Source organism: Neobacillus sp. MER 74, from assembly GCF_023714155.1.
Genome location: NZ_JAMAUV010000031.1, coordinates 31,671 through 43,790 on the forward strand (window position 1 = coordinate 31,671; position 12,120 = coordinate 43,790).

Genomic DNA, 12,120 nt, shown 5'->3' on the forward strand with positions numbered 1-12,120 from the left:
AATCAGTGAAGACAAGATCATGAAGATGCTCGATATCATCTCTCCAATGCAAAAGATAAAGTAATTGATATAGGAGCAGGAAAGTGCGAACTGTTAATCCGCTTGGTGGAAAATTATCAAGCAGCCGCTACAGCTATCGAATTGTATGAAGGGTCCATCGAGGAAGCAAAGCAAAAGGCACACGGCAGAATTCCTGAAGGCAGCATCGAATTTATTGTGGAAGATGCCGCCTCAGCAGTCAAAGGATGCGAGGAAGATGGGTATGATTTGGGGATTTGTATTGGTTCAACCCACGCATTAGGTGGAATGGAACCCACCTTACAGACATTAAAACGTCTAGTTAAGCAAAATGGTTACATTCTGATTGGCGAGGGATATTGGAAACAGACTCCAAGTCCTGCGTATTTAGAAGCGCTCGGAGGCGCTGATGAGTCGGAATGTAAAACCCATGCGGATACTGTTAAGGCTGGCGAGGAACTAGGATTAATCCCGCTTTGGTCTTATGTTGCCAACGATGATGATTGGGACGATTACGAGTGGCTTTATTCGATGTCCGTCGAGAACTATTGTCTTGAGAATCCAGATGATCCAGATTGTAATGCGATGTTGGAGCGGATTCGAACATGGCGCCGGACCTATTTGACCTGGGGCAGGGATACGTTGGGATTCGGCCTGTATTTGTATCGGAATAACAAAAACAAATAATACCTTACAAGCCTTATATACCAAGGCTTCAACCCTATTTAATCAAACGTTTGATTAGTTTTTCAGCGGTATTTTCCGACCTTTTTTAATCAAACGTTTGATTAGTTTTTCCTCAAAAAAATTTCTCACACCAGAAAAATCCTTCAATACTAAGGCCTCGCCCCCATTTAATCAATCGTTTGGTTAGTTTTTTCAAAAATACCCTATACCCTCATAAATCTATATATCTCAAGGCTTCAGCCCTTTTTAATCAAACGTTTGATTAGTAACCACAATTAGACTTATAAAACCACATCTGTTACACTAATATAGTTACCCAGGGTAATTATTACTCTAGCTAACTATTCGACTTATTCGAGGTGATTTAAATAAAGACTTCACAAAAATTCTTTCATCAATTATTGATGCTTTACCGCCCGTTTGAAAATAAATTGAATTTCCATTTGGCTGAGCATCAACTTCACAGAGCTCAATGGTCTATTTTTCACTGCTTATCCAATAATGGACCTGCTACACTTGTGGATCTTTCTCATTATTTATATGTAGAAAAACCCACAGTTACTAGGACTATTAATCGATTAGAGGAACTGGGCTATGTCGAACAGGTTCCTAGCCATGATAAACGTGAAAAGCGGATACAGCTGACTGAACTAGGAAAAAAAGTATATATAGAAGTTCGGGTCACGATTGATCAGTTTGAAAATGACATCTTAAAAGGTATCTCAGAACACGAACAGCTTGAAACCATCCAGATTATGGGGATCATTCGAGATAATATTATTAAGTAAGGGGTTTAATAACGTGAATCAACCAAGAGCTAAACTTTGGACTAAAGATTTTACGATTGTTTCCGGGGTCAATTTTTTCGTCACTTTAGTCTTTTATTTATTAATTGTCATCATTGGTGTCTATGCAGTAGACGAATTTCATGCTTCCACAAGTCAAGCAGGTCTTGCCACAGGAATCTTTATTGTTGGTTCATTAATTGGCAGGTTTTTGATCGGTAGATTTATTGAGTCTATTGGAAGGAAGAGAACATTAATCACTGGTTCCATCCTTTTTATTTTCACCCTTCTTTTATATTTTCTGAATTTCGGGATTACCTTCCTGCTTATAACACGACTACTCCATGGGATTGCAGCCGGAATGGTTGGTACAGCAACAGGAACGATCGTGGCCCAGATTATCCCTGCTTCACGGAAAGCTGAAGGAATTGGCTATTTCAGTATGAGCGCAACATTGGCTACCGCAATTGGCCCATTCATTGGCCTATACATGACCCAGCATACGGACTTTCAAATGATATTTATTTTCTCCCTTGTAATAGGGATCATTAGTTTAGTCACAGCGTTCTTTGTAAATGTGCCTCAATTAGAAGGAACACCCCAACCAACTGAAACAAAAGGATTTAAACTTTCTAATTATATTGAGCCCAATGCATTGCCAATTGCAGTTATTACATTAGTAGTAGCTTTTTGTTATTCCAGCGTTCTTTCATTTATTAACTTCTATGCAATAGAAATTGATCTAGTAAGCGCTGCAAGTTTCTTTTTCTTAGTTTATTCTATTGCCGTATTGTTATCACGCCCCCTTACCGGCCGTATAATGGATTTAAAAGGGGCAAACTATATTATGTATCCATGTATTATTGCCTTTGCCGTTGGTTTGTTTCTGCTTAGCACCGCAAACATCAGCATTATTTTATTAGCAGCAGGAGTATTAATCGGCCTTGGTTTCGGTAACTTGCAATCAAGTACCCAAGCCATAGCAGTAAAACTAACTCCTCCCCATCGGATGGGTTTGGCCACTTCCACTTTCTTTATCTTTCTTGATGCGGGTCTGGGTTTCGGTCCATACATCCTCGGGTTTATTATACCGTTAACAGGCTATCGTACTTTGTATGTCATTTTAGGTGCAGTCGTTCTTGCATCGATGGTTCTTTACCACTTCCTGCACGGTAAGAAAGAACTTCCAAGAAGAACCAGGGTGAATGAACCAACACCTGGCACTCATTGATTTCAAGCACCACCCTTCAGGCGGCAGACATAAAACCCGTCTTAAGCAAATATGATTAACATAAGAATCCTAAATAAAGGGGTCGGTAAATTTGATGATTTTTAATAAAATTGCATTATCCTTCGTAGTTTTCTTTTCCATCAGTATGATCATAAATACTTATTTAGGAGAAAAGGAACAGATTCAATCGGATGTTATTTATTTTGTGATGAACGGGTTTGCATATATTGTATCTGCATTAGAAGTAGAAAAAGAAGAACAGGGGTTAGAAACTGCATAAACTTTACAAATATAGTTCCTTTTCCCCCTTGAAACAAAAGGAATATTCTGATATATTTACTATTAATTATATATTTTTCTTACTTCAATACTTTTGAAGTGAGGATAGAGGTGCAAAGACCATTAGTACACAACTGGAGGATAATGAGGTCCAACGATGGTTGTAGAAAGGGGAATTTGCCGAAGTTTCATTGATTCTCATGATCATGAAGCTGGTTCTGCTATTGAATAAATACAGAACTGTCATATAGGAGACTATATGGAGGGCTATCTTACGCACGGGAACTTAGTTTTATTTATGTTTCTACTGCAACAGTGAACCCTCACTGTTGCTTTTTTGCGTTGAATTTTGAATGGCCTTGCCCACCTCTAAATTTTATAAAAATTTATTAAAAGGGTGAGAAAAAATGAATTTTGGCCAAGTTTTAACCGCAATGGTTACACCATTTGATCAAAATGGCGAGGTTGATTTTAACGCAGTAAGAAGATTAGTAGATTATTTAATTGAAAATGGGACGGACGGTCTCGTCGTTGCCGGTACAACCGGTGAATCTCCAACTTTAACGACGGATGAAAAAATCGCTTTATTTAAAGCCGTTGTCGTCGCAGCGAGAGGAAGAGTCCCAGTTATTGCTGGCACTGGCTCGAATAATACACGGGCATCTATCAGTTTAACAAAGCAAGCTGAAGAAACAGGTGTAGACGGGATCATGCTCGTTGCTCCATACTATAACAAACCTTCCCAAGAAGGTATGTATCAACATTTCAAAGCAATCGCTGAATCTACATCATTACCGGTTATGCTTTATAATATCCCTGGTCGAAGTGTGGTCAATCTATCCGCAGAGACCATTGTTCGCCTATCCCAAATCGAGAATATTGTTGCTGTTAAGGAAGCAAGCGGCAACCTGGATGACATGGCTTCTATTATTAGCCAAGCCCCTAGTGATTTTACCCTTTATAGTGGGGATGACAGCTTAACATTGCCGGTTTTAGCGATTGGCGGTGCTGGAGTTGTATCTGTTGCTTCCCATGTAATTGGCAATGAAATGCAAGAAATGATAAATCATTTTAAAAATGGACGCGTCCAAGAAGCGGCTCACTCTCATCGCCAACTGCTTCCTCTTATGAAGGCATTATTTACGGCTCCTAATCCGGCCCCAGTAAAAGCAGCCCTGAACATGAGCGGGGTGCAGGTTGGTGGACTTCGATTGCCATTGCTGCCTTTGAGTCACGATGAAGAAATGGCATTGCAAGTGGTTTTACCTGGACACCAAGTCAAAACATTAATTTAAATGCTGGTAGGCTGTCAACACATAGGGAATTTTGAATTCCGTACTGTTGACAGCCTTTTATTTTTCGGACCCTGACTGAAATTTTTCACTTTCCCTTTCCAATAAAGTCCAACCAAAAGGGCATACTATTCATATTTACATGGAATAGGGAGGATATTTACTTGCAAACCAATAATCAGCAATTATCCATTTTTGCTTTAGGCGGTATCAATGAAATCGGAAAAAACATGTATGTGGTTCAATATGCAGACGATATTTTTATTATTGACTGCGGCGGGAAGTTTCCAGATGAGAGTTTATTAGGAATTGATTTAATTATCCCTGATATTACTTATTTGGTAGAAAATCAGGAGAAAATCCGTGCTTTAATTGTCACTCATGGACATGAGGACCATATTGGCGGGATTCCGTATATATTAAGAAAATTGAACGTTCCTATTTACGCTACCCGCTTTACCTTGGGCCTGATTGAATTAAAAATTGACGAACACAGGTTGAATGGCAACACGAAACTCGTGACGATTGATTCAGATTCCAAGCTTGAGTTTGGAGAAACAACCGTTTCCTTCTTCAGAGTAAGTCACAGTATCCCGGATTGTCTCGGCATTGTTTTTCATACTCCTGAGGGGAATGTCGTTCATACTGGGGACTTCAAATTTGATTTAACACCAGTGAATAATCAACATTCTGATATTCATAAGATGGCTGATATTGGTGAGCAAGGTGTCTTAGTTTTAATATCAGAAAGTACCAATGCCGAGCGTAAGGGGCTAACGCCATCCGAGCAAATGATTGGTGGCACTTTAGATGAAGCCTTCATGAAAGCAGAAGGAAAAATCTTTATATCTACGTTTGCCTCGAATGTAAATCGTGTCCAGCAGGTTGTCGCCTCTGCCATAAAATCTAATCGAAAGATCGCCCTGCTTGGCCGTAGTATGGTAAATGTCGTTTCTGTTGCGATAGAGCGCGGGTATTTAAACATGCCAGAGGGAATGCTTATCGAAGCACGGGATGTTGACCAACTGGCGCCGGAAAAGGTTGCCATCCTATGTACTGGAAGTCAGGGGGAACCTATGGCCGCCCTTGCGCGACTGGCAAGCGGAAACTACCGGGATGTTTCCATTTATCCTGGGGATACAGTTATCTTAGCTGCCTCCCCAATACCGGGCAATGAAAAAAATGTGTCGAGAATCATCGACAACTTATTTCAACTAGGTGCTAAAGTGATCTATGGCTCGGGTAGTTCAACGGGCATGCACGTTTCAGGGCACGGTTATCAGGAAGATTTAAAGCTCATGCTTACCTTAATGAAACCAACCTATTTTATTCCGATTCATGGTGAATATCGAATGCTGCATCATCACCAGATGTTAGCAGAGTCTGTGGGCGTAGAAAAGGGAAATACATTTATTATTAAAAATGGTGATGTGGTTGATATCGAAAATTCCGTTGCCCGTCAGACCCGGTCCATTCCAGCTGGGGATACGTATGTTGACGGGATGGGCGTTGGCGATGTTGGGGACATTGTGCTCAGGGACCGGAGGCAGCTTTCTGAAGATGGAATGCTCGTAATTGTGATTACCATTAGTAAAGGAGACCGGAAGATTATTTCTGGGCCTGACACGATTACCCGCGGGTTCGTCTATGCCCGTGACTCAGACCAGCTCCTCAAAGAGATTAACCGCCTTACTAAGAAAACCATTAATGACCTCCAAACTGAAAATATCCGCCAATGGAATGTCATGAAACAAAACATCAAGAAAAGCGTCGGACAATACGTATTCGCCCAAACAAAAAGAAAACCGATGATTCTCCCTATTATAATTGAAATATGAAAAAGGGTGTCAGGCACCATGTGAAAAAATTTCACATGGTGCCTGACACCCAATGTTTTAATTGTTTTAATTACCTTCATTTTTAACCTGTTGGCAATTTTATTTTATCTAGTATAGTGGTGAGATAGTTTTTGACTGTGTTGATTTTTGTATGTTCTTTGAGGTGGTGGTGTTGGCGGATTACTTCCATATCTTGTTTTTGGTCAATGGGGTCTTCATCAATTAGTTCGGCGTTATAAATTTTATCCCCGTTATGAATGCTGCGAATGGAATTGGCTAGTTCATCACTAGGGCTATCCTTCAATAAAAACCCTCTTACCTCCGCCCGTAATGCACGACGATAATATCCACTTCGCGCAAAGGTAGTTAGGATAATCACCTTGCAGCCAAATGACTTTAATGCTTCTGCTGCCTCTAGCCCACTCATTTCAGGCATCTCTATATCCATAATACAAACATCAGGCTGAAGTTGATGCACTAGTGAAAGCGCCTCTTCCCCATTGCTCGCCTGACCGACCACTTCCATATCTTCTTCCAAATTCAAGAGAGAACCCATTGCTCCAAGCAGCAGTTCCTGATCCTCTGCAATAACGATTCGAATCATGTAAGCTCTCTCCTTATCCGGCAGTTGTTATGTAAATAACAACTCCCCTTAATGAAGGGGAGCTAGCCTGTTATAATGGGACCCTTAGTTGTTAAATTTCCGGTTTCACTTGTTGGACAGTGAACTTTTTCTTTGCTAAAACTCTAACTTCTTTAAAGGTTACAAAGTTTTTTTGTTCTTCATCCCATAAACGGAAGCGAAGAGACTTTAAGCTTGTAGCAAGGGTAATTGTTGGAACCTTTTGTAATGGAGGCGTGTTTTTATGTGCCTCTTCCAATTTATAGTTAGGTACTCTTGGGCTTAAATGGTGCACATGATGAAAGCCAATATTTCCAGTTAACCATTGCAATACTTTTGGAAGTTTATAGAATGAACTTCCTTCTACTGCTGCTTTCACATATTCCCACTCTTTATCTTCTTCAAAGTAAGAATCCTCAAACGTATGCTGTACGTAGAACAGCCATACACCTAATGCGCCTGAAATCATGAAAATTGAGCCTTCAACTAAGAGAAATGACTGCCATCCGATAGCCAAACAAAGCAAACTGATTAAGGCTACAATGAGCATATTGATTAAATATGTGTTATTACGTTCTTTTCTTTTTGCACCTTTACGATTAAAACGATTCTTAAGAAGGAACACATAGATCGGACCCAACCCAAGCATTACCAAAGGATTGCGATAAAAGCGATAAGCCAAACGAAGTTTTAGTGGTGCTGCTAAATATTCATCTACTGTTAATGTCCAAATATCTCCTGTACCTCGTTTATCCAAGTTTCCACTTGTAGCGTGGTGAACGGCATGTTCATATCCCCATTTATCGAACGGGAAGATCGTTAGTACCCCCATCATCGTGCCAACGATTCGATTCGTGCGCCGGCTTTTAAAAAAGGAATAATGGGTGCAATCATGAAAGATGATAAATATCCTTGTGAGAAATCCTGCAGCAAGGATGATTGGTACGAGTGCTAACCAATAGGAAACGGATAGGCTCAAATAGCCAAGGTACCATAAGGCAATAAATGGTACGACCGTATTAATAATCTGCCATACGCTTTCTTTTGTCGTTGATTTTTCAAAGGGAGCCACTTGTTTTTTTAGAGTCTTCGTATTTTGTAAGGTCATTTTTTGAATTCCCTTCCTTCTTCGTGTCGTTATATCAAAGTATAGAGAAACAAGTTTGTCCTTGTTAGTAGCAGGTGTCATGTGCAGGGTATGACAAATGTCACATTACAATAATATTTTTCAGCAAATTGGTGCCTGACACCAGATATACCAACACTTCTGGTGTCAGGCACTTTTTTTGAAATAATTTTAAAAATTATTTTGGGTGAATGGTGTATTTCCAGTATAATGGAGCGTATTCAGTTTATGCATATGATATTTCTTCGCGAGAAATCCTAAAGGTAAGCCGGATAATACTAATAAATGAGGTTAATACATGAGTAAAGTAAGTTTTGCGGATTATCATTTAAGTGACGAAATCACAAGAGCACTGACCATTTTAAAATATGACACACCTACCGAGGTCCAAACCGAGGTCATTCCCTTGGCATTGAAGAATCAAGATCTGGTTGTAAAATCGCAAACGGGCAGTGGTAAGACGGCTTCCTTCGCGATCCCTGTTTGCAACATGATTAACTGGGAAGAAAGAAAGCCACAAGCATTAATTCTTACCCCGACGAGAGAACTTGCGGTTCAAGTACGCGAGGATATCACGAATATTGGCAGGTTTAAACGGATTAAGGCCATGGCCGTTTATGGGAAAGAACCTTTTTCAAAGCAAAAAGAAGAACTGCAGCAGAAAACGCATGTCGTCGTCGGAACACCCGGACGCGTCATGGACCATATTGACAGAGAGACCCTCATTCTTGATGAAATAAAGTATCTTATTATCGATGAAGCAGATGAAATGCTTAATATGGGGTTTATCGACGAAGTCGAAGCGATCATAAAAGAACTTCCTTCCAACCGAGTCACCATGGTCTTCTCGGCTACCTTACCGGAGGATGTTGAAAACCTCTGCCATAAATATATGAAAAATCCAGTAAATATCGAAATTGCATCAGCCGGGGTCACGACAGATACGATTGAACATCTGTTAATCGAGGTCAAGGAAGCAGACAAACTTTCCCTGCTCAAAGATGTAACGGTTGTCGAAAATCCAGATAGCTGTCTTATCTTTTGCCGGACAAAGGAACATGTCGATACCGTTTATTCCGAATTGGAAGAATCGAATTATTCTTGCGAACGACTTCACGGCGGATTAGAACAACAAGATCGATTTGCGGTAATGGATGGCTTCAAAATGGGAAATTTCCGCTACCTCATCGCCACAGATGTGGCCGCACGCGGAATTGATATTGATAATGTCACCCTCGTCATCAACTATGACGTCCCAATGGAAAAAGAAAGCTATGTCCACCGCACTGGAAGAACCGGTCGAGCCGGCAATGAAGGAAAAGCGATTACCTTTGCCACGCCATTTGAAGGGAAATTTGTTCGGGCGATTGAGCGCTATATTGGCTTTGAGATTCCTAAAATGGAGGCTCCAAAACCAACTGAAGTTGCAAAGGGAAGAGACGCATTTGTAGAAAAAAGCGGCGGCCGCCGTGTCGTCAGAAATAATAAAACTGCTCGGATTAACCAAGGTATCATGAAGCTCCATTTCAACGGTGGAAAAAAGAAGAAGATGCGCGCAGTCGATTTTGTTGGGACGATCGCAAAAATCCCTGGTGTCACAGCCGAGGATATTGGCATTATCACCATCCAGGATCAAATGACCTATGTTGATATTTTGAATGGCAAGGGCGCACTCGTCTTACAGGCAATGGAGAATGCCACCATTAAGGGAAAGAAAATTAAAGTTAGCAAAGCCCTAAAATAACATTTTACTTAGAGCGATTAACCATTATAATCGTTCTTTTCATTTGTACCCTAACATAAAATGCCCTCTGTTCTGGTATGCAGTAGTTGCTCCTAATTTAATTGTTACTGGCTCTGTTGCGAGACAATATGATTGTATTTCTAGTAATTTGGATACCGCTATCGGGCGGTATTCTTTTTTTCATCTTACATAAGAGGATAATTTTTGAAGAAAATAACGGTATTACTGTTCTTAGGAGGCAATATTTTGCTAGAAAAAGCTTTCATTAAGACACGGCTGATTTTTATTGTACTTTTTGTTGTATTCATCACCACTAGTGAACAAAGTAATGACGTACTAGCATTTACAAGTCAAGTGCTCCAAAGGGGCTCATCGGGAGAAGATGTTATTGAGTTGCAGTCACGACTCAAATATAACGGCTTTTATACAAGTAATATTGATGGTGTATTTGGCTGGAATACCTATTGGGCCGTACGGAATTTTCAAGACCAATTTGGTCTTCCAGTAGATGGAGTTGTAGGAGCTAAAACAAAGGCAGCTATTGTGAAAGCAACAAAGTATGAAAAAACTAATTCATCAGGTAACAATTCAGCTAATGTCACAGGCAATTTCTCACAAAATGATATTCAATTGATGTCAAACGCTGTTTACGGGGAATCACGTGGTGAGGAATACACAGGGCAAGTCGCTGTTGCAGCAGTTATCTTGAATCGGGTCAGCCACTCATCGTTTCCAGATACAGTTGCAGGTGTCATCTATCAACCAGGAGCCTTTACTGCCGTGGCAGATGGACAAATTAATTTAACACCCAATGAGACTGCGAAAAAAGCAGTTATGGATGCCATCAACGGCTGGGATCCTAGTGGCGGAGCCATATATTATTTTAATCCTGATACCGCGACAAGTGGTTGGATATGGAGTCGGCCACAAATCAAAAGGATTGGTAAACATATTTTTTGTAAATAGTGAATGTAAAAAAAAACGACTTAGAAGTTGTAAGAAACTTCTAAGTCGTTTTTTTAATGGGCCTAAATGGACTCGAACCATCGACCTCACGCTTATCAGGCGTGCGCTCTAACCAGCTGAGCTATAGGCCCATATTGGAGCGGGTGATGAGAATCGAACTCACAACATCAGCTTGGAAGGCTGAGGTTTTACCACTAAACTACACCCGCGTTATTAAAAATAAGAAAAATGGCTGGGCTAGCTGGATTTGAACCAACGCATGTCGCAGTCAAAGTGCGATGCCTTACCGCTTGGCTATAGCCCAATATTATAAAATCAATGGGGCGACTGATGGGAATCGAACCCACGAATGTCGGAACCACAATCCGATGCGTTAACCACTTCGCCACAATCGCCAAAATAATCTATATATTAATAGTAGGAAACCTACTAGAAAAAAATGGCGGTCTGGACGGGACTCGAACCCGCGACCTCCTGCGTGACAGGCAGGCATTCTAACCAACTGAACTACCAGACCAGAGTTTTTTCAAGCAATGCTTGAAAATAACTTAATTGCGGGGACAGGATTTGAACCTGCGACCTTCGGGTTATGAGCCCGACGAGCTACCAGACTGCTCCACCCCGCGACGATAATAAAAAATTGAAGTTTTCACATGCTCTTAGTATTACGACCGCCCCGATTTCAGAAAGCATATTCAAGCAGCGGCTCAATCGTTGCGCTGAAGATTATTCGAAGCAGTTTATTCGAACGTGCTCCACCCCGCGACGATAGAAATTATAAAAAGTAATAATGGAGGAGGAAGAGGGATTCGAACCCCCGCGCGGTATGACCCGCCTGTCGGTTTTCAAGACCGATCCCTTCAGCCAAACTTGGGTATTCCTCCAGATATTAATAAATAATTGATTGGTAGCGGCGGAGGGGATCGAACCCCCGACCTTACGGGTATGAACCGTACGCTCTAGCCAGCTGAGCTACACCGCCAAAGAACAAATATAATCATGGTGGAGGATGACGGGATCGAACCGCCGACCCTCTGCTTGTAAGGCAGATGCTCTCCCAGCTGAGCTAATCCTCCAAAATAATGAATGTTATTTTCACTCGCATGAAAAAACTTTGGTGACCCCTACGGGATTCGAACCCGTGTTACCTCCGTGAAAGGGAGGTGTCTTAACCACTTGACCAAGGGGCCATATTAAATATTGACGAAAAAAATAACCCAAATGGGCTAGCCTGGCAACGTCCTACTCTCACAGGGACGCGTGTCCCAACTACCATCGGCGCTGAGAAGCTTAACTTCCGTGTTCGGTATGGGAACGGGTGTGACCTTCTCGCCATTACTGCCAGACTATATGAGGTTTTATTCCCTCAAAACTAGATAATTGACAATCATCATATTAAATATTAGGTTAAGTCCTCGAACGATTAGTATCAGTCAGCTCCACATGTTACCACGCTTCCACCTCTGACCTATCAACCTGATCATCTTTCAGGGTTCTTACTAGCTTGCGCTATGGGAAATCTCATCTTGAGG

The 12,120-nt window shown here is 41.1% G+C and carries 10 protein-coding genes, 10 tRNA genes, 2 rRNA genes and 1 riboswitch; of the genes, 8 read left to right on the forward strand and 14 right to left on the reverse strand.

Annotation, left to right across the window (positions count from 1 at the left end; genetic code table 11):
• Positions 1-105: 105 nt before the first annotated feature.
• From M3610_RS25355 to M3610_RS25380, 6 genes are all read left to right on the forward strand, one after another.
• Positions 106-705, forward strand: a complete 600-nt coding sequence (locus tag M3610_RS25355; protein WP_251463334.1) for a methyltransferase domain-containing protein — start codon at positions 106-108, stop codon at positions 703-705.
• A gap of 368 nt (positions 706-1,073) precedes the next feature.
• Entirely contained in the window at positions 1,074-1,493 is a 420-nt protein-coding gene (locus tag M3610_RS25360; RefSeq protein WP_098576124.1) for a MarR family winged helix-turn-helix transcriptional regulator, read from the forward strand.
• Positions 1,494-1,506: 13 nt separating this feature from the next.
• The gene (locus M3610_RS25365; protein ID WP_251463335.1) at positions 1,507-2,721 is read left to right on the forward strand and encodes an MFS transporter; all 1,215 of its coding nucleotides are present in this window, start codon (positions 1,507-1,509) and stop codon (positions 2,719-2,721) included.
• Positions 2,722-2,815: 94 nt separating this feature from the next.
• Positions 2,816-3,001 carry a hypothetical protein gene (locus M3610_RS25370; RefSeq protein WP_251463336.1) on the forward strand — a complete coding sequence of 62 codons (186 nt, stop codon included), beginning with the start codon at positions 2,816-2,818 and terminating at the stop codon, positions 2,999-3,001.
• Between the two features lie 97 nt (positions 3,002-3,098).
• Positions 3,099-3,278: riboswitch (Lysine riboswitch) on the forward strand.
• Between the two features lie 129 nt (positions 3,279-3,407).
• On the forward strand, positions 3,408-4,295 hold the full coding sequence (gene dapA / locus M3610_RS25375; RefSeq protein WP_098576127.1) for a 4-hydroxy-tetrahydrodipicolinate synthase: 888 nt from the start codon (positions 3,408-3,410) through the stop codon (positions 4,293-4,295).
• Positions 4,296-4,456: 161 nt separating this feature from the next.
• A complete protein-coding gene (locus M3610_RS25380) occupies positions 4,457-6,130 on the forward strand; it encodes a ribonuclease J (protein ID WP_285851480.1) in 1,674 nt (557 codons plus the stop codon).
• A gap of 82 nt (positions 6,131-6,212) precedes the next feature.
• Here the strand turns inward: M3610_RS25380 and M3610_RS25385 are convergent, their stop codons facing one another.
• Positions 6,213-6,734, reverse strand: a complete 522-nt coding sequence (locus tag M3610_RS25385; protein WP_251463337.1) for a response regulator — start codon at positions 6,732-6,734, stop codon at positions 6,213-6,215.
• Between the two features lie 91 nt (positions 6,735-6,825).
• Entirely contained in the window at positions 6,826-7,860 is a 1,035-nt protein-coding gene (desA, locus tag M3610_RS25390; RefSeq protein WP_098576130.1) for a Delta(5) desaturase DesA, read from the reverse strand.
• A gap of 316 nt (positions 7,861-8,176) precedes the next feature.
• Here desA and M3610_RS25395 point away from each other — a divergent pair, with 316 nt between their 5' ends.
• A complete protein-coding gene (locus M3610_RS25395) occupies positions 8,177-9,622 on the forward strand; it encodes a DEAD/DEAH box helicase (RefSeq protein ID WP_251463338.1) in 1,446 nt (481 codons plus the stop codon).
• A 246-nt stretch (positions 9,623-9,868) separates the two neighbouring features.
• Positions 9,869-10,588: a spore cortex-lytic enzyme gene (gene sleB, locus M3610_RS25400; protein ID WP_098576132.1), complete on the forward strand. Its 720-nt coding sequence runs from the start codon at positions 9,869-9,871 to the stop codon at positions 10,586-10,588.
• 57 nt (positions 10,589-10,645) lie between these two features.
• On the opposite strand, the gene M3610_RS25405 is transcribed toward sleB, so the two are convergent.
• The 12 genes from M3610_RS25405 to M3610_RS25460 all read right to left on the reverse strand — a co-directional run.
• Positions 10,646-10,719, reverse strand: a tRNA-Ile gene (locus M3610_RS25405).
• A 4-nt stretch (positions 10,720-10,723) separates the two neighbouring features.
• Positions 10,724-10,797 (reverse strand) — tRNA-Gly (locus M3610_RS25410).
• Positions 10,798-10,817: 20 nt separating this feature from the next.
• Positions 10,818-10,892: transfer RNA gene (locus tag M3610_RS25415), tRNA-Gln, on the reverse strand.
• Positions 10,893-10,907: 15 nt separating this feature from the next.
• Positions 10,908-10,983: transfer RNA gene (locus M3610_RS25420), tRNA-His, on the reverse strand.
• 45 nt (positions 10,984-11,028) lie between these two features.
• Positions 11,029-11,105 (reverse strand) — tRNA-Asp (locus tag M3610_RS25425).
• A gap of 35 nt (positions 11,106-11,140) precedes the next feature.
• A tRNA-Met gene (locus tag M3610_RS25430) sits at positions 11,141-11,214 on the reverse strand.
• A gap of 165 nt (positions 11,215-11,379) precedes the next feature.
• Positions 11,380-11,472, reverse strand: a tRNA-Ser gene (locus tag M3610_RS25435).
• 21 nt (positions 11,473-11,493) lie between these two features.
• Positions 11,494-11,570 (reverse strand) — tRNA-Met (locus M3610_RS25440).
• An 18-nt stretch (positions 11,571-11,588) separates the two neighbouring features.
• A tRNA-Val gene (locus M3610_RS25445) sits at positions 11,589-11,664 on the reverse strand.
• A gap of 39 nt (positions 11,665-11,703) precedes the next feature.
• A tRNA-Glu gene (locus M3610_RS25450) sits at positions 11,704-11,778 on the reverse strand.
• A 39-nt stretch (positions 11,779-11,817) separates the two neighbouring features.
• Positions 11,818-11,934 (reverse strand): 5S ribosomal RNA (gene rrf, locus M3610_RS25455).
• 57 nt (positions 11,935-11,991) lie between these two features.
• Positions 11,992-12,120 (reverse strand): 23S ribosomal RNA (locus M3610_RS25460); the annotation flags it as partial.